The 26,343-nt window shown below is 72.2% G+C and carries 26 protein-coding genes; 15 read left to right on the top strand and 11 right to left on the bottom strand.

Features of this window, described 5'->3' with window-relative positions:
• Nucleotides 1-146: 146 nt before the first annotated feature.
• Both MXD57_RS28790 and MXD57_RS28785 read right to left on the bottom strand, forming a co-directional pair.
• A complete protein-coding gene (locus tag MXD57_RS28790; protein ID WP_250405104.1) occupies nt 147-926 on the bottom strand; it encodes an ECF subfamily RNA polymerase sigma factor, BldN family in 780 nt (259 codons plus the stop codon).
• A 303-nt stretch (nt 927-1,229) separates the two neighbouring features.
• Nucleotides 1,230-2,150: an HAD family hydrolase gene (locus MXD57_RS28785; RefSeq protein ID WP_250405103.1), complete on the bottom strand. Its 921-nt coding sequence runs from the start codon at nt 2,148-2,150 to the stop codon at nt 1,230-1,232.
• Between the two features lie 94 nt (nt 2,151-2,244).
• On the opposite strand from MXD57_RS28785, the gene MXD57_RS28780 reads away from it, so the two are divergent.
• The 9 genes from MXD57_RS28780 (at nt 2,245) to MXD57_RS28740 (ending at nt 10,988) form a co-directional block, all read left to right on the top strand.
• Nucleotides 2,245-2,541, top strand: a complete 297-nt coding sequence (locus MXD57_RS28780; RefSeq protein WP_250405102.1) for a glutaredoxin family protein — start codon at nt 2,245-2,247, stop codon at nt 2,539-2,541.
• 244 nt (nt 2,542-2,785) lie between these two features.
• Nucleotides 2,786-3,550 (top strand): redox-sensing transcriptional repressor Rex, encoded by a 765-nt coding sequence (locus tag MXD57_RS28775; RefSeq protein ID WP_250405101.1) that lies wholly within the window; start codon nt 2,786-2,788, stop codon nt 3,548-3,550.
• Entirely contained in the window at nt 3,547-5,259 is a 1,713-nt protein-coding gene (locus MXD57_RS28770; protein WP_250405100.1) for a glutamyl-tRNA reductase, read from the top strand. The genes MXD57_RS28775 and MXD57_RS28770 overlap by 4 nt, the downstream gene beginning before the upstream one ends.
• A complete protein-coding gene (gene hemC, locus MXD57_RS28765; protein ID WP_250405099.1) occupies nt 5,256-6,215 on the top strand; it encodes a hydroxymethylbilane synthase in 960 nt (319 codons plus the stop codon). The genes MXD57_RS28770 and hemC overlap by 4 nt, the downstream gene beginning before the upstream one ends.
• A complete protein-coding gene (locus tag MXD57_RS28760) occupies nt 6,212-7,918 on the top strand; it encodes a uroporphyrinogen-III synthase (protein WP_250405098.1) in 1,707 nt (568 codons plus the stop codon). The genes hemC and MXD57_RS28760 overlap by 4 nt, the downstream gene beginning before the upstream one ends.
• Before the next feature lie 301 nt (nt 7,919-8,219).
• Nucleotides 8,220-8,624, top strand: coding sequence for a hypothetical protein (locus tag MXD57_RS28755; RefSeq protein WP_250405097.1), 405 nt, complete (start codon nt 8,220-8,222; stop codon nt 8,622-8,624).
• A gap of 209 nt (nt 8,625-8,833) precedes the next feature.
• Entirely contained in the window at nt 8,834-9,268 is a 435-nt protein-coding gene (locus MXD57_RS28750) for a VOC family protein (protein WP_250405096.1), read from the top strand.
• A gap of 84 nt (nt 9,269-9,352) precedes the next feature.
• Entirely contained in the window at nt 9,353-10,345 is a 993-nt protein-coding gene (gene hemB / locus MXD57_RS28745; protein WP_250405095.1) for a porphobilinogen synthase, read from the top strand.
• Between the two features lie 277 nt (nt 10,346-10,622).
• Nucleotides 10,623-10,988, top strand: coding sequence for a DUF805 domain-containing protein (locus MXD57_RS28740; protein WP_250405094.1), 366 nt, complete (start codon nt 10,623-10,625; stop codon nt 10,986-10,988).
• A 123-nt stretch (nt 10,989-11,111) separates the two neighbouring features.
• On the opposite strand, the gene MXD57_RS28735 is transcribed toward MXD57_RS28740, so the two are convergent.
• Nucleotides 11,112-11,960, bottom strand: a complete 849-nt coding sequence (locus MXD57_RS28735; RefSeq protein WP_250405093.1) for a DUF4253 domain-containing protein — start codon at nt 11,958-11,960, stop codon at nt 11,112-11,114.
• A 160-nt stretch (nt 11,961-12,120) separates the two neighbouring features.
• On the opposite strand from MXD57_RS28735, the gene MXD57_RS31645 reads away from it, so the two are divergent.
• Nucleotides 12,121-12,246: a hypothetical protein gene (locus MXD57_RS31645; protein WP_284506235.1), complete on the top strand. Its 126-nt coding sequence runs from the start codon at nt 12,121-12,123 to the stop codon at nt 12,244-12,246.
• Between the two features lie 30 nt (nt 12,247-12,276).
• Here MXD57_RS31645 and argS read toward each other — a convergent pair whose 3' ends face one another.
• Nucleotides 12,277-14,040, bottom strand: a complete 1,764-nt coding sequence (gene argS / locus MXD57_RS28725) for an arginine--tRNA ligase (protein ID WP_250405091.1) — start codon at nt 14,038-14,040, stop codon at nt 12,277-12,279.
• Nucleotides 14,041-14,180: 140 nt separating this feature from the next.
• Between argS and lysS the strand changes: the two genes are divergently transcribed.
• A complete protein-coding gene (gene lysS, locus MXD57_RS28720; protein WP_250405090.1) occupies nt 14,181-15,923 on the top strand; it encodes a lysine--tRNA ligase in 1,743 nt (580 codons plus the stop codon).
• 205 nt (nt 15,924-16,128) lie between these two features.
• On the opposite strand, the gene MXD57_RS28715 is transcribed toward lysS, so the two are convergent.
• The 3 genes from MXD57_RS28715 to MXD57_RS28705 all read right to left on the bottom strand — a co-directional run bounded on the left by MXD57_RS28715 (nt 16,129) and on the right by MXD57_RS28705 (nt 19,270).
• Nucleotides 16,129-17,364 (bottom strand): DUF2637 domain-containing protein, encoded by a 1,236-nt coding sequence (locus MXD57_RS28715; protein WP_250405089.1) that lies wholly within the window; start codon nt 17,362-17,364, stop codon nt 16,129-16,131.
• 99 nt (nt 17,365-17,463) lie between these two features.
• The gene (locus tag MXD57_RS28710; protein ID WP_250405088.1) at nt 17,464-18,333 is read right to left on the bottom strand and encodes a DUF3558 family protein; all 870 of its coding nucleotides are present in this window, start codon (nt 18,331-18,333) and stop codon (nt 17,464-17,466) included.
• A 127-nt stretch (nt 18,334-18,460) separates the two neighbouring features.
• A complete protein-coding gene (locus tag MXD57_RS28705; protein WP_250405087.1) occupies nt 18,461-19,270 on the bottom strand; it encodes a DUF3558 domain-containing protein in 810 nt (269 codons plus the stop codon).
• 216 nt (nt 19,271-19,486) lie between these two features.
• On the opposite strand from MXD57_RS28705, the gene MXD57_RS28700 reads away from it, so the two are divergent.
• On the top strand, nt 19,487-20,680 hold the full coding sequence (locus MXD57_RS28700; RefSeq protein ID WP_250405086.1) for an RtcB family protein: 1,194 nt from the start codon (nt 19,487-19,489) through the stop codon (nt 20,678-20,680).
• A gap of 7 nt (nt 20,681-20,687) precedes the next feature.
• On the opposite strand, the gene MXD57_RS28695 is transcribed toward MXD57_RS28700, so the two are convergent.
• The 4 genes from MXD57_RS28695 to MXD57_RS28680 all read right to left on the bottom strand — a co-directional run bounded on the left by MXD57_RS28695 (nt 20,688) and on the right by MXD57_RS28680 (nt 23,778).
• Nucleotides 20,688-22,349 (bottom strand): alpha/beta hydrolase, encoded by a 1,662-nt coding sequence (locus MXD57_RS28695; protein ID WP_250405085.1) that lies wholly within the window; start codon nt 22,347-22,349, stop codon nt 20,688-20,690.
• Between the two features lie 115 nt (nt 22,350-22,464).
• The gene (locus MXD57_RS28690; protein WP_250405084.1) at nt 22,465-22,611 is read right to left on the bottom strand and encodes a hypothetical protein; all 147 of its coding nucleotides are present in this window, start codon (nt 22,609-22,611) and stop codon (nt 22,465-22,467) included.
• Nucleotides 22,611-23,387 carry an SDR family NAD(P)-dependent oxidoreductase gene (locus tag MXD57_RS28685; RefSeq protein ID WP_250405083.1) on the bottom strand — a complete coding sequence of 259 codons (777 nt, stop codon included), beginning with the start codon at nt 23,385-23,387 and terminating at the stop codon, nt 22,611-22,613. The genes MXD57_RS28690 and MXD57_RS28685 overlap by 1 nt, the downstream gene beginning before the upstream one ends.
• Nucleotides 23,388-23,439: 52 nt before the next feature.
• Nucleotides 23,440-23,778, bottom strand: coding sequence for a YnfA family protein (locus MXD57_RS28680; RefSeq protein ID WP_250405082.1), 339 nt, complete (start codon nt 23,776-23,778; stop codon nt 23,440-23,442).
• Nucleotides 23,779-23,891: 113 nt separating this feature from the next.
• Here MXD57_RS28680 and MXD57_RS28675 point away from each other — a divergent pair, with 113 nt between their 5' ends.
• The 3 genes from MXD57_RS28675 to MXD57_RS28665 all read left to right on the top strand — a co-directional run bounded on the left by MXD57_RS28675 (nt 23,892) and on the right by MXD57_RS28665 (nt 26,176).
• Entirely contained in the window at nt 23,892-24,362 is a 471-nt protein-coding gene (locus tag MXD57_RS28675) for a hypothetical protein (protein ID WP_308290951.1), read from the top strand.
• 153 nt (nt 24,363-24,515) lie between these two features.
• A complete protein-coding gene (locus MXD57_RS28670; RefSeq protein ID WP_250405081.1) occupies nt 24,516-24,995 on the top strand; it encodes a MarR family winged helix-turn-helix transcriptional regulator in 480 nt (159 codons plus the stop codon).
• A 95-nt stretch (nt 24,996-25,090) separates the two neighbouring features.
• Nucleotides 25,091-26,176: an LLM class flavin-dependent oxidoreductase gene (locus MXD57_RS28665; RefSeq protein ID WP_250405080.1), complete on the top strand. Its 1,086-nt coding sequence runs from the start codon at nt 25,091-25,093 to the stop codon at nt 26,174-26,176.
• The last annotated feature ends 167 nt before the right edge of the window (nt 26,177-26,343 follow it).

Here is a 26,343-nt window from a genome sequence, read left to right as displayed (position 1 = left end):
GGGGTCGGCCAGTACGTGACCACAGGGAGCCTGTATCCCGCACAACGAGCGGTCCGGCACTTGGGTTACGGACGGCGGATGATCAGGTCGGAAAGTCAACGAACCGTCACAAAGAGTGAGTTGATGGTAGCGGAACGTGTCCGGAGTCAGCGGGCGTCGTCCGGCAGGAGCCGGGCGAGCGTCCGTACGGCGCGGTACTGGAGGGTCTTGATGGCGCCTTCGTTCTTGCCCATCACCCGGGCCGTCTCGGCGACCGAGAGGCCCTGCAGGAAGCGCAGGGTCACGCACTCCTGCTGCTGGGGGTTGAGCCGGCGCACGGCCTCCAGCAGAGCGGCGTTGGAGAGTGATTCCAGGACGGAGTCCTCCGGGGAGCGCTCGACCTCGTTGGCGTCGAGCATCTCGCCGGTGGTGACCTCCAGCCGGAACCGGCTGGACTTGAAGTGGTCCGCCACCAGGTTCCGGGCGATCGTGACCAGCCAGGCGCCGAAGTCGCGGCCCTGCCAGGTGAAGGTGCCGATCCTGCGGAGCGCCCGCAGAAAGGTCTCGCTCGTCAGGTCCTCGGCGGTCGCCTTGCCGCCCACCCGGTAGTAGATGTACCGGTACACCGTGTCGCTGTACTGGTCGTAGAGGCGGCCGAAGGCCTCGGCCTCGCCGGCCTGGGCGCGCTCCACGAGGTCCATCATCCGGGCACTGTCGCTGTCCGCGGCGGGACGGCGGGTGGTGGCCTCGCCGGCGGCACGGCCACGTCTGCCGACCGTGGCGCTGCCCTCGGCCAGTGCGTAGCACGGGCCCAGGGGGGCGGCGGTGGCGAAGGCGGGGACGGCGTACGCGGTGGGGACGGCGCCGCGCAGCGTCTCTTTGACCGCCGCGACCGTCGCGCGCAGCGTAGCCAGGCCCGAGGCGTCAACCCCGACGTGTGGGTACACGGGACTCCCAGAGGCAGAGCTTGCATCACGTGCAGTGCGGAACCGTTCACCCGTCGTGGCGACGGAGGGGTACCGGATTGCGTCTGAGGAGAATAACGCTTCGTGCAGGGGCTGCTACACCGAGTTGCTCAAATCACCGGTTGCGTCGCTTCTGTTACCGATTGGCGGCCTATCGAGCGTCACAACGCGATCGGTTGCTGATCGGAAAAGGGCATGTTTCGGCGAAGTGCGGGGCGTGTCGGGGCCGGGGCGGCATAATCCGGGGTTCTCCCCGTCCGTCAGGCGTGTCGCCGTCGGTGACCGCTACCGCCGCCGGCGGCTCAGGGCGATGGCCGCCGCGGTGCCGCCCGCCACCGCGCCGACGCCCGCGGCCGCCGGGATGCCGACCTTCGCGGCCTTGCGGCCGGTGCGGTAGTCCCGCAGCCGCCAGTCCTGCTCGCGGGCGTGCCTGCGCAGCTTGGCGTCCGGGTTGATGGCGTACGGGTGCCCGACGAGCGACAGCATCGGGATGTCGTTGTGGCTGTCGCTGTAGGCGGCGCAGCGGTGCAGGTCCAGGCCCTCCGCCGCCGCCAGGGCCCGTACCGCCTCCGCCTTGGCGGGCCCGTGCAGGGGTTCGCCCACCAGCGCGCCGGTGTAGACGCCGCCGACCGACTCCGCCACCGTGCCCAGGGCGCCGGTCAGACCGAGGCGGCGGGCGATGACCTGGGCGATCTCCACGGGGGCGGCGGTGACCAGCCACACCTTCTGCCCCGCGTCCAGGTGCGCCTGGGCCAGGGCCCGGGTGCCCGGCCAGATGCGGTCGGCCATGTACTCGTCGTAGATCTCCTCGCCGATGGTCTCCAGCTCGGCGACCCGGTGGCCCTTGACGATGGAGAGCGCCGAGTCGCGCGCCTCCTGCATGTGCTCGGGGTCCTCGACGCCGGCCAGCCGGAACCAGGCCTGCTGCCAGGCGAACCTGGCGAGGTCGCGCGTCTCGAAGAACTTCCGCTTGTACAGCCCGCGCCCGAAGTGGAACAGCGCGGCGCCCTGCATCACGGTGTTGTCGAGGTCGAAGAAGGCGGCGGCCCGGTCGTCGCCGAGGACCGGGAAGTCCGGTTCCCGCTCGGCGGCGAGCGGAACCTCCTGCGAGGACTTGCGGGCGGCCTCCGCCGAGGCCTCGCCTGCCAACACGCTCCGCGCCGTGGCGGAGCGCCTACGGGGAGTGAGCCATCCGAGAGCGGCCATGGCGTGAGCATAGCCACTCCGTCCGGAGGTTCCGGAGCCGCGAGGTTCGAAGGGTGTGAACTCTCCACGACGGCGTCGTCAAAGAGGCGGGAGAATGGCCTGCATGAGTCCCCTCTTCCGGCGCAAGGCCGCCCCCTCGGAACGGTCGGTCACGCTCATCCGCAAGCCCGGCTGCCATCTGTGCGACGACGCGCAGGCCGTGATCGAGAAGGTCTGCGGGGAGCTGGGCGTCCCCTGGGAGCAGAAGGACATCACCCGGGACCGGCAGTTGCACGACCAGTACTGGGAGCAGATCCCGGTGGTCCTCGTCGACGGCAGCCAGCACACCTTCTGGCGGGTGGACGAGGCCCGGCTGCGCAGGGAGCTGACCGGCGGCCGGGCCGGAAACTGACCGGCCAGTACAACGAACGCCCGGAGGTCGCTTAGGATCGTTGGAGTTCTTGTTCCCGGGGGTGGGATTCACGAGGAGTGTCGACGTTTTGCCCCCACGAATGACATGCGTGACCCCGGTCACGTTGGCCGGGCAAAACGGACACCATCTTTGTGCACGCGTTCACAAAGGCATAGCCTGCTGTGGACGGGGCGGTCCGGGGACGTATGGCCGCCTGCAGCCCCGCTCTACCCGCAGGAGCACCGTGGCAACTGGCCGAACTCACCGACCGGCGACCCGCAGCCGAGGGATTCCCGAGGCCACCGTCGCCCGGCTTCCGCTGTACCTCCGTGCGCTGACCGCACTGTCGGAGCGCTCGGTCCCCACGGTCTCCTCCGAGGAGCTGGCCGCGGCGGCGGGGGTCAACTCCGCGAAGCTGCGCAAGGACTTCTCGTACCTGGGGTCCTACGGAACGCGTGGTGTCGGCTACGACGTGGAGTATCTCGTCTACCAGATCTCCCGTGAACTGGGCCTGACCCAGGACTGGCCGGTTGTGATCGTCGGTATCGGCAACCTCGGCGCCGCCCTCGCCAACTACGGCGGGTTCGCCTCGCGCGGGTTCCGGGTGGCCGCGCTGATCGACGCCGACCCGGCGATGGCCGGGAAGCCGGTCGCCGGCATCCCGGTGCAGCACTCCGACGAGCTCGAGAAGATCATCAAGGACAACGGCGTCTCGATCGGCGTGATCGCGACCCCCGCCGGCGCCGCCCAGCCGGTCTGCGACCGGCTCGTGGCCGCCGGTGTCACCTCGATCCTCAACTTCGCGCCGACCGTGCTGACCGTCCCGGACGGGGTCGACGTGCGCAAGGTCGACCTCTCCATCGAGCTGCAGATCCTCGCCTTCCACGAGCAGCGCAAGGCCGGCGAGGAGACCGCCGCCGGCGACGGCGCGCTGCCCGCGGCCACCACCCGGAACGCCGCCGGCGACCAGGGACCGGACGGGGACGTGCCCGCCGTGATGCCCGCATGAGTCTCCTCGTCGTCGGGCTGAGCCACCGCAGTGCCCCGGTCAGCGTGCTGGAGCGGGCCGCGCTGAGCGCGGAAGCCCAGGTCAAGCTGGTCCAGGACACGGTCGCCGCCGAACCGGCCACCGAGGCCGCGGTACTCGGCACCTGCAACCGCATCGAGCTGTACGCCGACGTGGACAAGTTCCACGCCGGTGTGGCCGAGCTGTCCACGCTGCTCGCCCAGCACAGCGGTGTCGGCCTCGAGGAGCTGACCCCGTACCTGTACGTGCACTACGAGGACCGGGCCGTCCACCACCTGTTCTCGGTGGCCTGCGGCCTCGACTCGATGGTCGTCGGCGAGGGGCAGGTCCTCGGCCAGATCAAGGACTCCCTGGCCCGCGCCCAGGAGCTGCACACCGCCGGCCGGCTGCTGAACGACCTGTTCCAGCAGGCCCTGCGGGTCGGCAAGCGCGCCCACTCCGAGACCGGCATCGACCGGGCCGGCCAGTCGCTGGTCACCTTCGGCCTGGAGCAGCTCGCCGCGGGCGGCGCCGTCGAGGAATGGGCCGCGGGACGCACGGCGCTGGTCATCGGCGCCGGGTCGATGTCCTCGCTGGCCGCCGCGACGCTCGCCCGCGCCGGGGTCGGGCAGATCGTCGTCGCCAACCGCACCTTCGAACGCGCCGAGCGCCTCGCCCGGATACTCACCGAGGGCGACGACACCGCCGCGTCCGCGCGCGCGGTACGGATGGACGCCGTACCGGGCGAGCTGACACGTGCCGACGTCGTCGTCTCCTGCACCGGGGCGACGGGTCTGGTGCTGACGGCGGACTCGGTCGCGCAGGCGGTGGAGGGCCGGGTCGAGGACGACGCCGTCGACCCCGTGGCCGGCGCCGTCGCCGCGGCGCGGACCGCGCCGGCGGCCGCCACGGGTACGGCCGGTGCCGCCGCCGAGGAGAACTGCCCGCTGGACCTGGCCGCCGTGCAGGGCTCGACGGGCTTCTCCGTGCACGGCGAGGCCGCCGTGGCCGGCCTGGACGCGGCCACCCTCGAGCAGCACGGGGCCTGGGTCGCGGGCGGCACCGCGGACCGCCGGGACACCACCCGGCGCAGCCCCGAGGCCGACGCCGAGCTGATCACCGCGCTCGCCGCGACCGCCGCCACCGCCGGCCGCATCCCCGAGCTGCGGGGGCCCGAACCGGTCGCCGTGATCCCGCGCCCGGCGCCGGCCCTGTTCCTCCTCGACCTCGCCATGCCCCGTGACATCGACGCGGCCGTGCACCGGCTGGCCGGGGTGCGGCTGGTGGACATCGAGTCCCTCGCCGAGGCCTCCGCCGACGCTCCGATGGCGGCCGACGTGGACCAGGTCCGGCGTATCGTCTCCGACGAGGTCGCGGCCTTCGGCGCGGCACAGCGGGCGGCGCACATCACGCCGACCGTGGTCGCGCTGCGCACCATGGCCGCCGACGTCGTCGCCGGGGAGATCGCACGGCTCGACGGCCGCCTGCCCGGACTGGACGAGCGCCAGCGCGGCGAGATCCGGCAGGCCGTGCACCGGGTCGTCGACAAACTGCTGCACGCGCCGACCGTACGGGTGAAGCAGCTCGCGGCCGAGCCCGGCGGCGCCGGGTACGCGGACGCGCTGCGCACCCTGTTCGACCTCGACCCCGAGACGGTGGCCGCCGTCTCCCGGGCCGGGGACAGCACAGACAAGAAGGACCGACCGGCATGACACAGAAGGCTTTGAGACTGGGGACGAGGCGGAGCAGGCTCGCCATGGCCCAGTCCGGGCAGGTGGCGGACGCCGTCCGCCGGGTGACCGGGCGTCCCGTCGAGCTGGTCGAGATCACCACGCACGGCGACGTCTCCCGCGCGCACCTCACGCAGATCGGCGGCACCGGCGTGTTCGTCACGGCACTGCGCGACGCGCTGGCCGGCGGCGAGGTGGACTTCGCGGTTCATTCGCTCAAGGACCTGCCGACCGCGCAGCCCGAGGAACTGGTCCTGGCCGCCGTCCCGGCGCGCGAGGACCCGCGCGACGTGATCGTCGCCCGGGACGCGCTGAAGTTCACGGACCTGCCGCGGGGCGCTCGCATCGGCACCGGGGCGCCGCGCCGCATGGCGCAGCTCAACGCGTACGCCCGCGCCCACGGACTGGACATGGAGACGGTCCCGATACGCGGCAACGTCGACACCCGGATCGGATTCGTGCGGGACGGTGAGCTGGACGCGGTCGTCCTGGCCGCCGCCGGACTGAACCGCATCGGCCGGATCGACGAGGTGACCGACTTCCTGTCGGTCGACACGGTTCTGCCCGCCCCCGGCCAGGGGGCCCTGGCGATCGAGTGCGCCGCGGACGCCGCGGACCTCGTCGCGGCGCTCGGCGAACTCGACGACCCGTTCACCCGGGCCGCCGTGACCGCCGAACGGTCACTGCTCGCCGCCCTGGAGGCCGGTTGCAGCGCACCTGTGGGCGCGTTGGCCGACCTCCTGGCCGACGGGCAGATTGTCAAGGAAATGCGCCTGCGCGGCGTCGTCGGCACGACCGACGGCACCCGCACGGTGCAGCTGTCCACCACCGGTCCCGTGCCCCGAACGCACGACCAGGCGATGGCACTCGGGCGCGAACTCGCCACCGAGATGCTCGACCAGGGCGCGGCCGGTCTGATGGGGGAGCGAGCACATTGAGCCCCACCACCCTTCCCACCGGCCTCGAACACGGGCACGTCACCTTCCTGGGTGCCGGACCCGGGGATCCGGGGCTGCTGACTCTGCGCGCCGTTGAGGCGCTGTCGACCGCGGATGTCCTGATCGCCGAGCACGAGGTGCTCGACGTGATCCGGACGCACGCCCGGCAGGGCGTGTCCGTCGTGCCGATGGACACGGACTCCTCGATGGCACCGCCGGGCACGGGCGCGCCACAGCTCACGGTCGTCGACGGTGCGTCAACAACCGCTGCGGTCCCGACTCCTGCCCGGGATGCCGCTCATCTTGTCATGGAGGCCACCCGGGGCGGCAGGCGGGTCGTCCGCGCGGTGTCCGGGGACCCGGGACTGGATACGTACGCGGCCGAGGAAATGCTCGCCTGCGCCGCCGCCGGTGTGCCCTTCGAGGTGGTACCGGGTGTGGCGGCCGCCGTCGGCGTGCCCGCGTACGCCGGTGTGCCGCTGCGCGACCCGCACGGCGCGGACGTCCGGTTCGTGGACGCCCGTACCGCCTCCGACCGCTGCTGGACCGAGGTGGGGGCCTCCGACGGCACGGTGGTGGTCTCCACGACGCTGGACTCGGTGGCCGCCGCGGCCGGCGAGCTGGTGTCCGCGGGCCGCAAGCCGGACACCCCGCTGACCGTCACCGTCGCCGGTACGACGACCCGGCAGCGCACCTGGACCGCGACGCTCGGCACCATCGCGCAGACGCTGAAGCAGGCGAAGGTCCTGCCGTCCCCGGACGGCGGCCGGGCCGTGATAGCCGTGGTCGGCGAGCGAAGCGCAGCCGCCCAGCGCGACCAGTTGTCGTGGTTCGAGTCCAAGCCGCTGTTCGGCTGGAAGGTGCTCGTGCCGCGCACGAAGGAGCAGGCGGCGTCGCTCTCCGACCAGTTGCGGTCCTACGGCGCGGTGCCGCACGAGGTCCCGACGATCGCGGTGGAGCCCCCGCGCACCCCGCAGCAGATGGAACGCGCGGTCAAGGGCCTGGTCACCGGCCGGTACGAGTGGATCGCCTTCACGTCCGTCAACGCGGTCAAGGCGGTGCGCGAGAAGTTCGAGGAGTACGGCCTCGACGCCCGTGCCTTCGCGGGCATCAAGGTCGCCGCGGTGGGCGAGCAGACGGCGAAGGCGCTGATCGCGTTCGGCGTGAAGCCGGACCTGGTGCCGAGCGGTGAGCAGTCCGCGGCCGGCCTCCTGGAGGACTGGCCCCCGTACGACCCGGTCTTCGACCCGATCGACCGTGTCTTCCTGCCCCGGGCCGACATCGCCACCGAGACCCTGGTGGCCGGTCTGATCGAACTGGGCTGGGAGGTCGACGACGTCACGGCCTACCGGACCGTGCGGGCCTCGCCGCCCCCGGCGGAGACCCGCGAGGCCATCAAGGGCGGTGGCTTCGACGCGGTGCTGTTCACGTCGTCCTCGACCGTCCGGAACCTGGTGGGTATCGCCGGCAAGCCGCACAACGTCACGGTGATCGCCTGCATCGGCCCGGCGACGGCCAAGACGGCCGAGGAACACGGGCTGCGCGTCGACGTGATGGCCCCCGAGCCCTCGGTCCACCGGCTGGCCGAGGCCCTGGCGGACTTTGGCATGAAGCGCCGGGCGGCCGCCCTGGAGTCCGGCGACCCGGTGACGCGGCCGAGCGAGCGGCGTCCGGGGGCGCGGAGGCGTCGCTCGACGACGTGACCTCGCCCGGACGTGCCCAGGGGCGTCTCCTCTCTCGGAGGAGGCGCCCCGAGCCTCTTTCAGGGGGTGCCCCTGAGCCCGTTCCGTCCGCCGCTGACCCTCGGCCGCGGGACCGCCCCGGCGGTGCACGCGCTGTCCGGGTTCCGCCCCGGCCGCTGCCGTGACCGCCGCTGCCGTGACCGCCGCTCCGGGCCGACGGGGGCCGCGGGCCCTTGGCCCGCCGCCCGAGCCGAGCGGGCCGCCGCGAGCACCCTCGCACCGCCCGTGTTCCGCGCGTTGCGGGCATGCCATGATCGGGCGCATGAGCGAGCACGCCGGACACGCGGGGATCGTCTACTGGCGGCGGAGTCCGTGGAACGGGGCGCGGTGCGTGCCCGTGGTGCTGAGTCTGCTGCCGGGTGAGCTGCGTGCCCAGGACCGGGACGGCAAGGTCGTCCTCCGGGGCGACCCCCGGGAGGTCGAGGGCCGGCTGACCCGGCTCGGGACCCTGCTGCTCGACGTCGGCGGCAGGCGGTACGCCCTGGTCGGGCGCGCGGGTGCCATGTCGCCCGCACCGAGTGCCGGTCAGCAGGCGGCCGTGAGCGCGTTCCAGCGGCCGTCGGCCCCGTCCGGGGGCGCGCTGGACCACATCCTGAACGGCGGCGCGGCGGCCCGGATGCGCGCCTGGCACAGCCGGCTCGGCGGAGCCGGGGCCCGCCTGCGCTGAGCGGCGCCGCGCGCGGTCCAGGCGTTGCGGCGCCGGCCGCATCCGGCGGTGGCCCAGCGGCGGAATCCCGTGGTGGGCCCCGTTCCGCGGTCTTCCCCCGAGGCGGGACGGGGCGCCCGCGCCGCAGCCGCCGCCCAGGAGCCGCCCTTCCGGCAACAGGCGGGCCGGCGCCGTGACTTGAGCGATTGTCTCCCTGCTAAGGTGCGCCGATGGCATCGGTCAGACAGTTCCAGGTCACCTTCGACTGCGCGGAGCCGCGGCGTGTCGCCCGTTTCTGGTGCGAGGCGCTCGGCTACGTCGTACCGCCACCACCGGAGGGGTTCGTCACCTGGGCCGACTTCGACCGCTCGCTGCCGCCCGAGGAGCGGGGCGCGTGGTCCGTGTGCGTCGATCCCTCGGGCGTGGGGCCCCGGCTGTACTTCCAGCGTGTTCCCGAGGGCAAGGTCGCCAAGAACCGGCTGCATCTCGACGTGCGGGTCGGCACCGGGCTCGTGGGGGAGGAGCGGCTGGCCGCCCTGGAGGCCGAGTGCGCGCGACTGATCCCACTCGGCGCGGTACGGGTGCGACTGCTGCTCGCCGACGAGGACAACGAGTCGTGCCTCGTGATGCAGGACGTCGAGGGCAACGAGTTCTGCCTCGACTGAGCGTCCGGGCCGCGGCCCGGACCGGGGCGGGCTCCGACGGCCCGTCGGCAAAGGTGCTCATGGGGCGGGCGTAGCGTAGAAGCCATGACGAAGTACGGATCGTTTCCCGGTACACGTCCCCGGCGGCTGCGGACCTCGCCCGTGATGCGGCGCATGGTCGCCGAGACGCGGCTGCACCCCGCCGACTTCATCCTGCCGGCCTTCGTCCGTGAGGGCGTCGCCGAGCCGGTGCCGATCTCGGCCATGCCCGGGGTCGTCCAGCACACCCGGGACAGCCTGAGGAAGGCCGCGCTGGAGGCCGTGGAGGCCGGCGTCTCCGGGATCATGCTGTTCGGTGTGCCGGAGGAGGGCAAGAAGGACGGCCGGGGCACCGTCGGCACCGACCCGGACGGCATCCTCCAGGTCGCGTTGCGCGACGTACGGGCCGAGGTCGGCGACGACCTGCTCGTCATGTCCGACCTGTGCCTGGACGAGTTCACCGACCACGGCCACTGCGGGGTCCTCGACGCCGAGGGGCGGGTCGACAACGACGCCACGCTCGAGCGGTACGCCGAGATGGCCCAGGTGCAGGCCGACGCGGGTGCCCACGTCGTCGGGCCCAGCGGGATGATGGACGGGCAGATCGGTGTCGTCCGGGACGCGCTCGACCAGATCGGCCGGGAGGACGTGGCCATCCTCGCCTACACCGTCAAGTACTCCTCCGCCTTCTACGGCCCCTTCCGGGAGGCCGTCGGCTCCTCGCTCCAGGGCGACCGCAAGACGTACCAGCAGGACCCCGCCAACTGGCGCGAGTCCCTGCGGGAGCTGGAGCTGGACCTCGCCGAGGGCGCCGACATGGTCATGGTCAAGCCGGCCGGTCCGTACCTCGACATCCTCGCCCGGGTCGCCGACGCCGTGGACGTGCCGGTCGCCGCCTACCAGATCTCCGGTGAGTACTCGATGATCGAGGCCGCCGCGGAGAAGGGCTGGGTCGACCGGGACCGCGCCATCATCGAGGCACTGACCGGCATCAAGCGGGCCGGTGCGCGGAACATCCTCACCTACTGGGCGACCGAGGTGGCGCGGACGCTGCGCTGACGGACACGGTTGGAGATCGTTCCGGTACCGAAACGATGGCGGCGCGGCTGCGGTGTGCTGTCGTTTCGGCAACGGAACGAGTTCGGTTCCGCAAACATCCGGTGATGGTCCTGCGGACACTCCGTGATCACGGGTGTTTCTGTCCTGAAAACGATGTTTGAAGCCCTCCCGTCACACATCTCCGCAGGGTGTGACGCGCTCCTGCCAACCCTCTAATCTCTGCGCCTGGCCTGATCCATTCCGGGATGGGCTGAACGTCGATCCCTGGGGGGATGTCATGAGCTGGTTCCTCGCCGCACTCAAGAAGTACGCCGTCTTCAGCGGGCGCGCGCGCCGCAAGGAGTTCTGGCTGTTCTCGCTGTTCGCGTACCTGATCTACATGGTGCTGGGTGGCATCGGTGCCGCGACCAAGACTCCGGCCCTGCTCGCCGTCGCCGGCATCGTCGTCCTCGCGTTCCTGCTGCCGGCCTGGGGCGTCACGGTGCGCCGCCTGCACGACACGGGCCGCTCCGGCTGGTGGATCCTCTTCGGCGTCATCCCGCTCGTCGGCCCCATCACCCTGCTGGTCTTCTACTGCCTGGAAGGCGAGGCCGGCACCAACAAGTACGGCCCGAACCCGAAGGAAGCCCCGGCGCTCGTCTGACGCCCCGCCCGCGGCACCCGTGCCGCGCCTTCGGCGCACGCCGTCCCGAGGCCGCCCGGCCAGCGTTGTCCGGGCGGCCTCGGGCATGTGCGGGCGGTGCTCACCGGCGCGCGGCGTCGCGGCTCAGTCCCACCAGAAGGTCCAGCTCGGCTCGTCGACCAGGCTCTTGGCGTAGGCGCGCAGGCCGCCCGGGTCGCCCTGGGTGATGTTGTCCGGGCAGAAGGCGAAGTGCTCCGCCGCCACGGCCTCCGCCTCGGCCAGGGTGCCCGGCGGGGCGGCCACGGACAGCACCAGGACGTCGAAGCCGAGGGCCACGACCCGTATGCCGAAGCGGTCCTCCCACGAGCGCAGGGCCGCGCACAGGCGCGCCACGTCGTTCTCGTGGTTGAGCGGGCCGGTCCAGCCGATGGCGGCCGGGATGTCGGCGGACCGCCGGGACGGCACCAGCGCCAGACGCGTGTCCCTGAGCCATGTCCCCTCGGCCAGCGAGTCGGCCACCTGCGCGGCCCTCGTGCCCGGGTCGGCGGTCAGTACGCCGGCCGGGGCGAGGCCCGGCCACGCGGCCCCGAACGGCTCCAGCAGCCCGGCCAGTTCCTCGTCGACCCCGGCCTCCCGCACGGCTTCCGGGCCGTCCTCCGCCCCTTCGCCACCCCAGTACTCCGCGAGGACCTCCTCCGGGTCGTGGTCCCCGGGATAGGACATGTCACCGGGCATCAGCTCCCAGTCCTCCGGTCCGCCCTGGGTGCCGCCCAGCTCCACGAGGACGGGCAGCAGCCCCGCGCGCGCCGCGGGCGCGCCCAGCGCGGCCCAGGTGCCGGGCGCGGCCTGCTTCTCCGCGTGCCACAGCAGGGGCTCGTGCCAGGGGCCGTCGTCCGTCGCGTCGACCAGCCTGCCGGGCGGGAGCCGAAGACCGAGGGAACGCCCGCTGGGGTCGCTCGCCAGAGAGGGCAGCGGGTTGGGAAGAGTCGCCATGACGGTGACTCTAGGAGCGACCACTGACAACGCCGTTGACCAGCAACATCACTTGAGGGACGAGGTGACGGCCGCCCACGTCGCGGGAGAGGGGCACAGCGTGTGTTCGGCGGCGGCGGGCCGCTGCCTGGAGTCACGGATGTGGATCGCCCGGAGAGCGGTGGCCACTTCGAGGCACATGCTCCAGGGCAAGCGGGCCGCGTGGCGCAAGGTCCTGGGGACGCTGGAGAGGACCGTCCACGACGGCGAACGGCTCCTGCACGACAACGGCCTGTCCTCGAAGTGAGGACAGGCCGTCGCGGCGCGGGCGCCGCCGTCAGAGCTTCTCGGGCGTCCTGATGCCCAGCAGGGACATGCCCTGGTGCAGGGTGCGCGCCGTCACGTCGCACAGGAAGAGGCGGTTCTCCACCAGGTGCGGCGTCTCGGCCTTCAGCACCGGGCACTTGTCGTAGAACGACGTGTAGTGCGAGGCGAGCTGGTACAGGTACGCGGCCAGCTTGTGCGGGGCGTACTCCGCGGCCGCCTCGCGCACCGTCTCCGCGAACGCGTCCACGTGCAGACCCAGCGCGCGCTCGGCCTCCGCCAGTTCCAGCTCGGCGTGCGCGACCGGGCGGACCTCGCCCGCCTTGCGCAGGATGGACTGGATACGGGCGTACGCGTACTGCAGGTACACGCTGGTGTCGCCGTTGAGCGAGACCATCTGGTCCAGGTCGAACTTGTAGTCCCGGATCGCCGACGTCGACAGGTCGGCGTACTTCACCGCGCCGATGCCCACCTGGCCGCCACGCTCGGCGATCTCCTGCTCGGAGAGGTCCTGCGCCTTCTCGCGGACCACGGCCGAGGCACGCTCGATCGCCTCGTCCAGCAGGTCGACCAGACGCACCGTCTCGCCCTCACGCGTCTTGAACGGCTTGCCGTCCTTGCCGAGGACCGTGCCGAACGCGAGCTGCTGCGCCTTGACGTCCTCGTTGAGCCAGCCGGCCCGGCGGGCGGTCTCGAAGACCATCCTGAAGTGCAGCGCCTGACGGGCGTCGACGACGTACAGCAGCGTGTTCGCCTTCAGGTTGAACACGCGGTCGCGGATGGCGGACAGGTCGGTCGCCGCGTAGCCGTAGCCGCCGTCCGACTTCTGCACGATCAGCGGGACCGGGTTGCCGTCCGGGCCCTTGACGTCGTCGAAGAAGACGCACAGCGCGCCCTCGGAGCGGACCGCGACGCCGGACTCCTCCAGGAGCCGGCAGGTCTCCGCGAGCATGTCGTTGTAGCCGGACTCGCCGACGATGTCGGGGTCGCGGACCTCCATGTCCAGCTTCTCGAAGACGGAGAAGAAGTAGATCTTCGACTCGTCCACGAACTTCTGCCACATGGCGAGGGTCTTCGGTTCCCCCGCCTGCAGGTCGACCACCCGGCGCCGGGCCCGCGTCTTGAACTCCTCGTCGGAGTCGAACAGCCTGCGCGCGGCCTTGTAGAGGCGGTCGAGGTTCGACATCGCCTCCTCACCGGTGACCTGGGCGTCCTTGTGGTCCAGCTCGTGCGGGTGCTCGTCCAGGTACTGGATGAGCATGCCGAACTGGGTGCCCCAGTCGCCGATGTGGTGGCGCCGGACCACGTTCTCACCGGCGAACTCCAGGAGCTGGACGACCGAGTCGCCGATCACCGCCGAGCGCAGATGGCCGACGTGCATCTCCTTCGCCACGTTCGGCTGGGCGTAGTCGATCACCGTCGTGCCGGGGTTCGCGGCCTGCGGCACGCCGAGGCGGCCGGTGTCGTCCGCGTACCGCGCGGCCAGGTTCGCGGTGATCGCCCGGTCGGAGACCGTGATGTTCAGGAAGCCGGGTCCGGAGACCTCGATGTCCTTGATCACGTCGCCCGACTCGACCCCGGCGACGACCTGGGTCGCCAGCTCCCGCGGGTTGGCCTTGGCCCTCTTGGCGAGCGCCAGGATCCCGTTGGCCTGGAAATCCGCCCGGTCGCTTCGTCGCAGCAGCGGGTCCGCGTCGGCGGCCTCCGGCAGGGTGGCCGAGAGGGCGGACGCGAGGCGCTGCTGGACGGAATCGCTGAGGGACGTGACCGAGGCCATAGGAAGGGGTGCCGTTCTCCTCGTGGGGATGGATAGACCCGGCCAGTATCCCATGGGGGGCAAACGGGTTTTCCCGGTCGCGAGGCGGTCTGGGAGAATGAGACGGTCACCCCGTTCAAGAAGCGTTCAGAAAGAAGGACGTGCCGATCGTGGCTCAGAGCACCGAGACCGCCGACTGGGTCTCCCGTTTCGCGGACGACGTCATCGAGGAGTCGGAGCGACGGGCCCCCGGCAAACCGGTGGTCGTCGCGTCCGGTCTGTCTCCCTCCGGCCCGATCCACCTCGGCAACCTGCGCGAGGTCATGACCCCGCACCTGGTCGCCGACGAGATCCGCCGCCGCGGCCGCGAGGTCCGGCACCTCATCTCCTGGGACGACTACGACCGGTACCGCAAGGTCCCGGCCGGGATCGCGGGCGTCGACGAGTCGTGGGCCGAGCACATCGGCAAGCCGCTCACCTCGGTTCCGGCCCCCGAGGGGTCGGCGTACCCGAACTGGGCGGAGCACTTCAAGGCCGCGATGGTCGCCTCGCTGGCCGAACTGGGCGTGGAGTTCGACGGGATCAGCCAGACGGAGCAGTACACCTCCGGTGTCTACCGCGAGCAGGTCCTGCACGCCGTGCGGCACCGCGGTGACATCGACGCGATCCTCGCCCAGTACCGGACCAGGAAGGCCCCCGCCAAGAAGCAGCAGCAGAAGCCGGTGGACGAGGCCGAGCTGGAGGCCGAGGAGGGCTCGGGCGCCGCCGCCGAGGACGACGGCAGCACCGGCGCCGCCGGCTACTTCCCGTACAAGCCGTACTGCGGCAACTGCGAGAAGGACCTGACGACCGTCACCTCCTACGACGACGACAGCACCGAGCTGGCCTACCACTGCACCGCCTGCGGTTTCTCCGAGACGGTCCGGCTGAGCGAGTTCAACCGCGGCAAGCTGGTCTGGAAGGTCGACTGGCCGATGCGCTGGGCCTACGAGGGCGTGGTCTTCGAGCCGAGCGGCGTCGACCACTCGTCCCCGGGCTCCAGCTTCCAGGTGGGCGGCCAGATCGTCGGGATCTTCGGCGGTGCGCAGCCCATCGGCCCGATGTACGCCTTCGTCGGCATCTCCGGCATGGCGAAGATGTCGTCCTCGCGCGGCGGCGTGCCCACCCCGGCCGACGCGCTGCAGATCATGGAGCCGCAGATCCTGCGCTGGCTGTACGCCCGGCGCCGGCCGAACCAGTCCTTCAAGATCGCCTTCGACCAGGAGATCCAGCGGCTCTACGACGAGTGGGACAAGCTGGCCGCCAAGGTGGCCGACGGCTCCGCGCTCCCCGGCGACGTCGCCGCGTACACCCGCGCCGTGGGCACGGCCGCGGCCGAGCTGCCGCGGACCGCCCGTCCGCTGCCGTACCGCACGCTCGCGTCCGTCGCCGACATCACCGCCGGGCACGAGGACCAGGCGCAGCGCATCCTGAGCGAGCTGGACCCCGAGCAGCCGCTGGGCTCGCTGGACGAGGCGCGGCCCCGGTACGACAAGGCCGAGGCGTGGATCAACACCCACGTCCCCGCCGACCAGCGCACCATCGTCCGCGACGAGCCCGACGCCGAGCTGCTGAAGTCCCTCGACGAGGCGTCCCAGCAGTCGGTGCGGCTGCTGCTCGACGGGCTCGCCGAGCACTGGTCGCTGGACGGGCTGACCCACCTCGTCTACGGCGTGCCCAAGGTGCAGGCCGGGTTCGCGGCCGACGCCACCCCCAAGGAACTGCCGCCGGAGATCAAGACGGCCCAGCGGTCGTTCTTCGCCCTGCTGTACCACCTGCTGGTCGGCCGGGACACCGGGCCGCGACTGCCCACGCTGCTGCTCGCGGTGGGCCAGGAGCGGGTGCGGGCCCTGCTCGGCGAGTAGGGAGGCGAACGGACACGGAGAAGAGGGGCCCTCGTCCTGAGGGCCCCTCTTTCACGTGCGCTCTTCCGTGCGCTCTTCCGCGCGTTCCTCCGTGTGTCCTCGCGCGCCTTCCGTGCGTCCTCGCGCGCCTTCCGTGCGTCCTCGTGAAGACCCGGTGCCGCGTCAGCCGGGCATCGCGACGGGGTGGACCCGGGCCGACGCGGCACTAGGCGATGTGGTCCTCCTCCAGCTCCGCCGAGTGGCGCTGCTGGAAGCGTTCCGCCAGGTCCTTCAGGGCGCCGGGGCTCAGCGCGGTGCCGTACGTCGCCTCGATGTTGTCACCCAGCACCCGGGGCGTGGGATAGCTGCCGTCGATCGACCGGCGGAAGACCTGGTAGTACGCCTCCTCGTCCGGCTCCGGAGGGCCGCCCCCCTCGCCGAGCTCGCGGGTGCGGTTGGGGCCCACCGGGATCGGGAAGCTGCCGGTCTCCTCGGGGGAGGGCTGCTGGAAGCGCTCCACCGGCTGCTCGTCGTACCAGCCCTCGTACTCCTCCTCCGGGACGTACTGGGGGTTCGGTACGGGGTTGTAGGCGGGGTCGTAGCCGCCGTGGTAGTCCACCTCGCGCGGAGTGTGGAACCAGGGGCTCTCCTCGTCCACGGGAGAATCGGGGCGCTGCTGCCCGGGAGGTGCCGCCTGCTGCGGGACGGGCGCCGCCACCTCGGCCGGGGGGCCGGCCGGGGCCGCGGCGGTGTCCGGAGCGGTCAGCTGTGGCTGCGGCGCCGGCGGTATGAGCAGCGGTTCGATGCCCGCCGCCGCCAGGCCCGCCGGGGCCGTCTCCGCGAGGGGGACGCCGTAGCGGGCCAGCCGCAGCGGCATCAGGGACTCGACCGGGGCCTTGCGGCGCCAGGCGCGGCCGAAGCGGGAGCGCAGCCGGGCCTGGTACACCAGACGCTCCTGCTCCAGCTTGATCACCTGGTCGTAGGAGCGCAGCTCCCACAGCTTCATACGGCGCCAGAGCAGGAACGTGGGCAGCGGCGACAGCAGCCAGCGGGTGAGGCGGACGCCCTCCATGTGCTTGTCCGCCGTGATGTCCGCGATCCGGCCGATGGCGTGCCGGGCCGCCTCGACGGCGACCACGAACAGGACCGGGATCACCGCGTGCATGCCCGTGCCCAGCGGGTCCGGCCAGGCGGCGGCGCCGTTGAACGCGATCGTCGCCGCCGTCAGCAGCCACGCCGTCTGGCGCAGCAGCGGGAAGGGGATGCGGATCCAGGTCAGCAGCAGGTCCAGGGCGAGCAGGACGCAGATACCCGCGTCGATGCCGATCGGGAACACGTACGAGAAGTTCCCGAAGCCCTTCTTGATGGCCAGCTCACGGACTGCCGCGTAGGAACCGGCGAAGCCGATGCCGGCGATGATCAGCGCGCCGGCCACGACCACGCCGATGAGTATGCGGTGCATCCGAGTCAGCTGCATTGGCGCGGCCACTCGTAATCCCCTCCCATTGCGTGTTGTTGCGCGCAACAGAGTGGCACACGTGTGCGGCGCACGTGACCCGGGTCAGTCCTTCTTCGCGGCCGACTTGGACGGAGAAGCGCTGGATGAGGGTGACTTGGACGCCTGCGTCGAGGGCGACTCCGAGGCCGTGCCGGAACCGGAACCCTCGCCGTTGGCCGCCGAGACGGACGCGACGGCCTCCTTGACGGCCTTCTGCGCGTCCTTCGCCAGGTCGTCCGCGCTCGGGGTCTTGTCGCCCGCGAGACCGGCGCCGTTGTAGTCGAGCGTGACGACGACGTTCTCGACCCGGGCGACCACCGTCTGCTGCTTGAAGGTGCCCTCCTTCTTCTTCAGGTCGTAGCGCACCAGCGTCGCCTCGGCGCCCGTACCGGCGACCGGCTCCGTCTTCGTGCCCTTCGCGCCGGAGACGCTCTTGGCGTCCTCGACCTGCCGGGCCAGGTAGGCGTGCGCCTGCTCGTCGCCCGAGCCCCGGCCGGCATCCGAGTCGAAGCGCAGCAGGGAGACGTTCAGCCAGCGGAACTGCGAGCCCTTGACCCCGTTGTTGTCCAGGCTGCTCCAGGAGCAGGAGGAACGGGTCGCGGTGTCGTCGCTGCTGCCCTCCTTGCCCGACTTGGCCCCCTTGGGCACCAGATCGGTCAGGGTCTTCTTCGGCAGCGCCGAACACGGCTCGGGGAGCTTGTGGTACGCGGCGGGCCGCACGGTCGGCGACGCGCTCGCCGAGGGCGTCGCCGAACCACTGCCGTCGGTCGGCCGCGCACTCGCGCCGCCCTTGTCCGTGGAGTCGCCGGAGTCCGAGGAGCAGGCGGCGGTGATCAGCACCGCGGGAACGGCCGCCGCGCAGACAAGGGCGCGGCGCAGACGCTTGGCTCGCTGGTCATGGGCACGGTCGTTTCGCTGAGCGGCTCGCTGCATGGTTCCTTCACTCGTGACACTCGGTGTTCGTGCGGGTTCCTGCGGGCCCCACCGTACGCGGAGGCGAAGCCGTGCGGTCTCCCTTCACGCGCTTCGCGGGAGGCGCCCCCGAAGCCCGCGGAGGCCGTCATCCGCCCAGCGTGTCCGCCAGTTGGGAGGCCAGATTCTGGGCCCTGTCCTGCAGTTCCTTGCTGTCCGGGACCGTTCCCGTCGCCATCGGCTGCTCCTCGTACTCGATGGTGACGACGACGTTGGACGTGCGGAACACCACAGTCACCGTCCGCTGTTCGGCCGCCGAGCCGGAGGTGTTCAGCTTGTCGTCCAGATACGCCTCGTCACCGAGACCGGGCAGCACCCGGGGCTGCAGCTCGGCCGGCGGGGCGCCGGCGGCGCCGGAGGGGGACTCCGGGGCGGACGGGGAGGCGTCGTCGTCCGTGCTCGCCGTGGGAGCGGGCGTCGTGGGGGAGGCGGAGGCGGGGGCGCTCGGCTCGGGCAGGTCGGCGGCCGCCTGCTGGTCCAGGTACAGCCTCTGCGCCTGGTCGTCGTCGCTGACCGCGTTGTCGTACGACACCACGCGCTCGAAGTCGACCGCCAGCCGGTCGGTGGCGGCGCCGGACGACGCCTTCCAGCGGCAGCCCACCGTGCGGTCGGTGTTGTAGGTGAGCGTCGCCTCGCCCTGGTAGGCCTTCTCCCGCTGGTCCTGGTCGGTGATCTGCCCGATGCCCGGCAGCAGGGTGTCGAGGGCGTCGTGGTCGACCACCCGGCAGGCCTCGGGGAGGCTGCGGTACTTGCCGGGCTGGGCGGCGGGCGTGGTCGTACCGGCGTTGCCCGGATTGGCGTCGTCGGTGGGCCTGTCGTCGCCGGAACCGCTCGTGCAGCCGGCCAGCAGCGCCACCAGGAGGGCGGCGGTACCGGTCACGTACGCCTTCCGCTGCACGGTCGGGCTCCTCTCGACGGTCTCTGCTCGCTCGGGTGGTCCGGGGTGCCCACGGGTTAATCGCTTGCCGCTGCGGGGCGCTCCCTGGAGACAATGTGTACCGCACGCACTGCCGTGAACGACGGTCCCCTGTCCCTTTTCCCAGACCTTGTCGCCGCATTTGCGTTTTGCTTCTTTTGAGTCTTTTGTTGTTGTTTCCGGGGGAATGAGGAACTCATGTCGTACGTGGAGATGCCGGGCGCGCAGGTGCCGATCCGGATGTGGACCGACCCGGCGACGGTGGAGGACGTGGCCATGCGCCAGCTCCAGAACGTCGCCACCCTGCCGTGGATCAAGGGCCTGGCCGTGATGCCGGACGTCCACTACGGCAAGGGTGCGACCGTCGGCTCGGTCATCGCGATGCGGGGCGCGGTCTGCCCGGCCGCGGTGGGCGTGGACATCGGCTGCGGCATGTCGGCGGTCCGGACCTCGCTGACCGCGAACGACCTGCCGGGCGACCTGTCCCGGCTGCGGTCCAAGATCGAGCAGGCGATTCCGGTCGGGCGGGGGATGCACGACGATCCCACCGAACCCGGCCGGTTCCACGGGCTGTCCACGTCGGGCTGGGACGACTTCTGGAAGCGGTTCGGCACGGTCGCCGAGGCGGTGCACTTCCGCGAGGAGCGGGCCGTGAAGCAGATGGGCACCCTGGGCGGCGGAAATCATTTCGTCGAAGTCTGCACCGACACCACCGGCGCCGTCTGGCTGATGCTGCACTCCGGCTCCCGCAACATCGGCAAGGAACTCGCCGAGCACCACATCGGCGTGGCCCAGCGGCTCCCGCACAACCAGGGCCTGGTCGACCGCGACCTTGCCGTCTTCGTCTCGGACACCCCGCAGATGGCGGCCTACCGCAACGACCTGTTCTGGGCGCAGGAGTACGCGAAGTACAACCGCACGCTGATGATGGCGCTCCTGAAGGACGTGGTCCGCAAGGAGTTCAAGAAGGCGAAGCCGGCCTTCGAACCGGAGATCTCCTGCCACCACAACTACGTGGCGGAGGAGCGGTACGAGGGCATGGACCTGCTGGTCACCCGCAAGGGAGCGATCCGGGCCGGCTCGGGCGAGTACGGGATCATCCCGGGCTCGATGGGCACCGGTTCCTACATCGTGAGGGGCCTCGGCAACGACCGGTCCTTCAACTCCGCCTCGCACGGCGCGGGCCGGCGGATGAGCCGCAACGCGGCCAAGCGCCGGTTCTCCACCCAGGACCTGGAGGACCAGACCCGCGGTGTGGAGTGCCGCAAGGACTCCGGCGTGGTCGACGAGATCCCGGGGGCCTACAAGTCGATCGACCAGGTCATCGACCAGCAGCGGGACCTCGTCGAGGTCGTGGCCAAGCTGAAGCAGGTGGTCTGCGTGAAGGGCTGACGCCCGCTCAGGAGCGGGTGCGGGCCAGGGCTCCGCCGCCGGTGGCGACAGCACCGGTCGGGGTGGGGGCGGGGAACGGTGCCGTGTCCTGGTGGCAGGTGGTGCCGGGCGGGGGGAGGGTGCCGTCGATCAGGTAGCGGCTCTCGTACGCGGCGACGCACGCGCTGGGGTTCACCAGCGCGGTGTGGCCGTAGCCGTCCAGGGTGAGCAGCCGGGCGTCGGCCAGTTCGCCGGCCAGGGCCCGCGCGCCCGCGTAGGGGGTGGCGGGGTCGTAGCGGGTGCCGACCAGCAGCAGCGGGGCCGTCGGGTGGTTCCAGGGGCCGCTGTAGCGGTCGGCCGCGACGGCCGGCCAGGACGTGCAGGCGGCGGTGGCCCAGGTCCAGACCCGTCCGGCGTCGCCCGCCCGGGCCGCCGCCCGCTCCTCCAGCCCTGGGTAGGCGCCGGGGTCGCGCGGGTCGGGGCTCTCTGCGCAGAGCACCGCGGCGGCCTGCTCGTCGCCCAGGTACGGATCCGGGTGCGGGACCGGTGGCGCGGCCGGGCGCGGGGCCGGCTCCGGGGTGCGGCCCCGCCAGAGGCGCTGCAGGGCGCGGGCGACGTCGGTCCACCCGGGATCGACGACGTAGAGGCCGTTCACCACCCGCGCGGCGGTACGGCCGTAGGTCCAGTCGCCCACGGGGTGCGTCCGCAGCCGGCGCATCAGCTCGTCGAACTTCGCCCGGGTGGCCCGGGCGCCGCCGGCCGAGAAGGCGCAGCGGGTGGTGCTGGTGCTCCCGCACAGGGTGAGGAACCGCTCCAGCACCGCCGCCGCGGCGCGGTCGGAACCGAGCCGCAGGAACGTCGTGAGCGGGGCGTCGCCGAGGGCGCCGTCCGCGTACGCCCGCGCGTCCACGTTGCTGTCGAGCGTCATGGCGCGGACCTTGCCGGGGAAGAGGTTGGCGTAGGTGGCGCCCAGGAACGTGCCGTAGGAGATGCCGAGGTAGGTCAGCCGCGGCTCGCCCACCGCCTGGCGGAGCAGGTCGAGGTCGCGGGCGGAGTCCGCGGTGGACACATGGCGCAGCAGTTCGGGGTCGCGCCGCGCGCAGCGCCGGGCCAGGTCGCGGTAGGCGGTGAAGGTGTCCGCCCGCTGCCGTGCGCCGACCGGGACGCCGGCGGGTCTGCTCTCCGCCCACGCGGTGGCCTCCTGCCGGGTGGCGAAGCAGTCGACGGCGGTGCTGCTGCCCACGCCGCGCGGGTCCCAGCTCACGATGTCGAACCGCTCGCGCACCTCGCGCGGGAACAGCCCGTAGATCTGCGGCATCTGCACGGTGCCGGGTCCGCCGGGTCCGCCGGGGTTGAAGAACAGGGTGCCGACCCGCCGTCCTGGGCCGGTGGCCCGGTGCCGGACGACGGCGAGTTCGACGGTGCGGCCGCCGGGGTCGGCGTGGTCCAGCGGCACCGTCGCCTCCGCGCAGTCGAACGGCCCGCCGGGGACGCAGGGGCGCCAGTCCAGGCGCGGGACGGGTGCCGTGGGGGCGGGTGGTCCGCCCGCCGCCGCGCGCTCCGTTCCGGTCAGGACCGTCGTACAGGCGACCATCACCGCGACGACCGCGGTCCAGTGCCCGCGCCCCGGTATGACCCCGGCCATGTCCATGGCGTCTCCCTTCGCGGCCGGGCGTCCGGTGCCGCTCACGCGACGGACTCCGCGCGCCCGCGGCCGTCCGGACCACGACATCGCGGGGGACGGGTGTGGGCCAGCCGGCCGCGTCCGAACGGCGGAACCGTGCGGGGAGGAGGGCGGGCGCGGGCTACTTCGCGTGGCGCACGGCGTAGATCATCACGAACGCCACGAAGTGGATGCCGAAGAGGAAGTAGGCGAGGAAGTACCAGACCTGGCGTTCGTTCCTCGTCTCCTCGGCCAGCCGGCGCTTCTCCAGCGGGTCCTCGTCGGGCATCACGACTCCCGGTGCACCTTGGTGTTGGACGCCTGGGCGCGCGGTCGCAGCACCAGGAGGTCGACGTTGACGTGGCGGGGGCGGGTGACCGTCCAGGCGATGGTCTCCGCCACGTCGTCGGCGGTGAGGGGTTCGGCCACGCCCTCGTAGACCTTCGCCGCCCGGTCGGTGTCGCCGCCGAAGCGGGTCAGGGCGAACTCCTCGGTCTTCACCATGCCGGGCGCGATCTCCACGACGCGGACCGGCTTGCCGACGATCTCCAGGCGGAGGGTCTCGGCGAGGACGTGGGCGCCGTGCTTGGCGGCGACGTAGCCCGCGCCGCCCTCGTACGTGCCGTGGCCGGCGGTGGAGGACACCACGACCACCACGCCGTCGCCGCTCGCCTCCAGCGCGGGCAGCAGCGCCTGGGTGACGTTGAGGGTGCCGATGACGTTCGTCTCGTACATCGTGCGCCAGTCGGCCGGGTCGCCGCTGGCCACCGGGTCGGCGCCGAGGGCGCCGCCGGCGTTGTTGACCAGGACGCCGATCGTGCGGAAGGCGGTGGCGAACTCGTCGACGGCCGCACGGTCGGTGACGTCGAGCTGGTAGGCGGCCGCCGAGTGGCCGGCGGTGTTCAGCTCCTCGGCCAGCGCCTCGATGCGGTCCTTGCGGCGGGCGGTGAGGACGACGCGGTATCCGGCCCGGGCGAGCTGCCGGGCCGTGGCGGCGCCGATGCCGCTGCTCGCACCGGTGACGACGGCGATGCGGGAGGCGGCGGACGGGGCTGCGGTGGCCATGGGCTGCTCCTGGGACTGCGTCGGTTCGGTCCGGTCCAGCCTAGGCGAGCGCTCAGGCGCCGTTCCGGGGCGCCCACATGATGACCGCCGTCCCGGTCAGGCAGATCAGCGCGCCGGCGATGTCCCAGCGGTCGGGGCGGTAGCCGTCGGCGACCACGCCCCACAGGATCGAGCCGGCCACGAAGATCCCGCCGTAGGCGGCGAGGACGCGGCCGAAGTGGGCGTCCGGCTGGAGGGTGGCGGCGAACCCGTAGGCGCCGAGGGCGAGGACCCCGCCGGTGATCCAGAGCGGGCCGCGGTGCTCGCGCACTCCCTGCCAGACGAGCCAGGCACCGCCGATCTCGCAGAGGGCGGCGGCGACGAACAGGGCGGCGGAGCGCAGGACCGGCATGAAGGCAGCCTCGCACGCGGGGACGGCGTCACCTGTTGGAGGGCGCCTGCGGGGGCGTTCGCGTGGCATACATCCGTACGGCGGACACGGACGGGAACGTGAGGTGGGACGGCATGCGGATGAGGTCGTGGGTGCTGGGTGCGTGCGGTGCCCTGGTGGTGGCCGGGGGCGTGGCGGGGCCGGCCGGGGCGGTTCCGGAGCCGGAGGCGGATCTGTCGCTGCACGGGAACGCCGTGATGACCGGGGACCGGGTGGAGGTCTCGCTCTCCCCGCGCAACGACGGGCCGGCCGCGGCGCCGGACGCGAGCGTGCTGCTGCGCTGGTCGGTGCCGCTGGCGCAGACCCAGCAGCTGCCACCCCGGTGCGCGCGCACCGACGAGCGGACGGTGGTGTGCGGGATCGGCGCGCTGGGGGTGGACGAGGTGGGGGAGCGGCTCACGGTGGCGGTGCGGCTGCAGGGGCGGCCGTCCGAGGTGACGCTGGAGGTGGACACCGCCTGGCTCGGCGGCGCGGTCGACCAGGACCGGACGAACGACCGGCTGAGGGTGCTGGTCCTGGACACCGGGGACCCGTACGCCTTCTGACACGGGGATCCGTACGCCTTCTGACACCGGGGGGCCTTGCGGTGCCGGTGGGCGTTCGCCTGCGGGTGTCCGGGTGTCCGGGTGTCCGGGTGTCCGGGTGTGCGGGCCGTGGTCGTACGATCACGGGACCACACGGACGAAGGGGAGTGGGGCATGGCCGGGAAGGGGACCGGGCGGTCCGGGCTGCTGGCGGAGCTGTCCGTGGTGTCCCGGCGGTACATGGCCTCCTACGCGCTGTTCAACCAGGCCGTGGCCGACCGGATCGGACTGCACCCCACCGACCTGCAGTGCCTGAACCTCCTCGCGCTGGAGGAGGCGCCGGTCACCACGGGGCGGGTCGCGGAGCTGACCGGGCTGACCACCGGGTCGGCGACCCGGCTGGTGGACCGCCTGGAGCGGGCGGGCTACGTCGTGCGGCGGCGCGACGAGGTGGACCGGCGGCGGGTGCTGGTGGTGACCGTGCCGGAGCGGATCGCCGAGTTCGGGCGGCTGTGGGACTCGCTGGCCGGCGACTGGTTCTCCCTCTTCGACGAGCTGGACGACACCGAGCTGGCGGTGATCGTGCGGCACATGGAGCGCACGGTGGACTTCGGCTGGGAGCAGATCGCGCGGCTGCGCGAACGGCGCGGCTGAGCCGGCCGGGCGGCACGCGAGGGGCGGGGGAATAGCGGCGGGCCGGGGACCGTTCCAGGGGTGTAGTTGAATAGTCAACAACTTGGAGGGTGGCCATGCAGTTCGGGATCTTCACCGTCGGCGACGTCACGCCGGACCCCACCACGGGGCGGACGCCGACCGAGCGCGACCGGATCAAGGCCATGGTCGCCATCGCGCTCAAGGCCGAGGAGGTCGGGCTCGACGTCTTCGCCACCGGTGAGCACCACAACCCGCCGTTCGTGCCCTCGTCCCCGACGACCATGCTCGGCCACATAGCCGCGCGCACCGAGCGGCTCGTCCTCTCCACCTCCACCACCCTGATCACCACCAACGACCCGGTGAAGATCGCGGAGGACTTCGCGATGCTGCAGCACCTGGCCGACGGGCGCGTGGACCTGATGACGGGGCGCGGCAACACCGGACCGGTGTACCCCTGGTTCGGGAAGGACATCCGCGAGGGCATCGACCTCGCCATCGAGAACTACGCCCTGCTGCACCGGCTGTGGCGCCAGGACGTCGTCGACTGGGAGGGGAGGTTCCGCACCCCGCTGCAGGGGTTCACCTCCACCCCGCGGCCCCTGGACGGCGTGCCTCCGTTCGTCTGGCACGGCTCGATCCGCTCGCCGGAGATCGCCGAGCAGGCCGCGTACTACGGCGACGGCTTCTTCCACAACAACATCTTCTGGCCCGCCGACCACACCAGGCGGATGGTCGAGCTGTACCGGAAGCGGTACGCCCACTACGGGCACGGCACTCCCGAGCAGGCGATCGTCGGGCTCGGCGGCCAGGTGTTCATGCGCCGCAACTCGCAGGACGCGGTACGGGAGTTCCGTCCGTACTTCGACAACGCGCCGGTGTACGGGCACGGCCCGTCGCTGGAGGACTTCACCGAGCAGACCCCGCTGACGGTGGGCTCGCCGCAGCAGGTGATCGAGAAGACGCTGTCCTTCCGCGAGTACGCCGGGGACTACCAGCGCCAGCTCTTCCTGATGGACCACGCGGGACTGCCGCTGAAGACGGTCCTGGAACAGCTCGACCTGCTGGGCGAGGAGGTCGTGCCGGTACTGCGCGAGGAGTTCGCGAAGGGGCGCCCCGCGGACGTGCCGGAGGCGCCCGTCCACCCGGCCCTGCCGACCGCGAAGGAGGCGGCCACCGTATGAACAACGACTCCCTGAGGCTCGTCGTCGTCTCGGCGGGACTCGGCGTCCCCTCCTCCACCCGGCTGCTGGCCGACCGGCTGGCCGCGGCGGTGGACCGGCGCGGGCCGGTGGACGTCCGGGTCGTCGAGGTGGGGGGGCCCGCGGGGGGGGGGGGGGCGGGGGGCCGC

It is taken from the genome of Streptomyces cellostaticus (assembly GCF_023630175.1).
GTDB classification, from domain to species: domain Bacteria; phylum Actinomycetota; class Actinomycetes; order Streptomycetales; family Streptomycetaceae; genus Streptomyces; species Streptomyces cellostaticus_A.
This window is presented reverse-complemented; position numbering and strand designations above follow the sequence as displayed.

Bases quoted from the DNA above. Each gene is read 5' to 3' on its own strand.
- hemC (WP_250405099.1), top strand. From the start codon at position 5,256: ATGACACAGAAGGCTTTGAGACTGGGGACGAGGCGGAGCAGGCTCGCC.
- MXD57_RS28755 (WP_250405097.1), top strand. From the start codon at position 8,220: ATGAGCGAGCACGCCGGACACGCGGGGATCGTCTACTGGCGGCGGAGT.
- MXD57_RS28735 (WP_250405093.1), bottom strand. From the start codon at position 11,960: ATGGCGACTCTTCCCAACCCGCTGCCCTCTCTGGCGAGCGACCCCAGC.
- hemB (WP_250405095.1), top strand. From the start codon at position 9,353: ATGACGAAGTACGGATCGTTTCCCGGTACACGTCCCCGGCGGCTGCGG.
- MXD57_RS28780 (WP_250405102.1), top strand. From the start codon at position 2,245: ATGGCCTGCATGAGTCCCCTCTTCCGGCGCAAGGCCGCCCCCTCGGAA.
- MXD57_RS28680 (WP_250405082.1), bottom strand. From the start codon at position 23,778: ATGCCGGTCCTGCGCTCCGCCGCCCTGTTCGTCGCCGCCGCCCTCTGC.
- argS (WP_250405091.1), bottom strand. From the start codon at position 14,040: ATGGCCTCGGTCACGTCCCTCAGCGATTCCGTCCAGCAGCGCCTCGCG.
- MXD57_RS28665 (WP_250405080.1), top strand. From the start codon at position 25,091: ATGCAGTTCGGGATCTTCACCGTCGGCGACGTCACGCCGGACCCCACC.
- MXD57_RS28700 (WP_250405086.1), top strand. From the start codon at position 19,487: ATGTCGTACGTGGAGATGCCGGGCGCGCAGGTGCCGATCCGGATGTGG.
- MXD57_RS28770 (WP_250405100.1), top strand. From the start codon at position 3,547: ATGAGTCTCCTCGTCGTCGGGCTGAGCCACCGCAGTGCCCCGGTCAGC.
- MXD57_RS28670 (WP_250405081.1), top strand. From the start codon at position 24,516: ATGGCCGGGAAGGGGACCGGGCGGTCCGGGCTGCTGGCGGAGCTGTCC.
- MXD57_RS28715 (WP_250405089.1), bottom strand. From the start codon at position 17,364: ATGCACCGCATACTCATCGGCGTGGTCGTGGCCGGCGCGCTGATCATC.
- MXD57_RS28750 (WP_250405096.1), top strand. From the start codon at position 8,834: ATGGCATCGGTCAGACAGTTCCAGGTCACCTTCGACTGCGCGGAGCCG.
- MXD57_RS28740 (WP_250405094.1), top strand. From the start codon at position 10,623: ATGAGCTGGTTCCTCGCCGCACTCAAGAAGTACGCCGTCTTCAGCGGG.
- MXD57_RS28690 (WP_250405084.1), bottom strand. From the start codon at position 22,611: ATGCCCGACGAGGACCCGCTGGAGAAGCGCCGGCTGGCCGAGGAGACG.
- MXD57_RS28685 (WP_250405083.1), bottom strand. From the start codon at position 23,387: ATGGCCACCGCAGCCCCGTCCGCCGCCTCCCGCATCGCCGTCGTCACC.
- MXD57_RS28785 (WP_250405103.1), bottom strand. From the start codon at position 2,150: ATGGCCGCTCTCGGATGGCTCACTCCCCGTAGGCGCTCCGCCACGGCG.
- MXD57_RS28675 (WP_308290951.1), top strand. From the start codon at position 23,892: ATGCGGATGAGGTCGTGGGTGCTGGGTGCGTGCGGTGCCCTGGTGGTG.
- MXD57_RS28710 (WP_250405088.1), bottom strand. From the start codon at position 18,333: ATGCAGCGAGCCGCTCAGCGAAACGACCGTGCCCATGACCAGCGAGCC.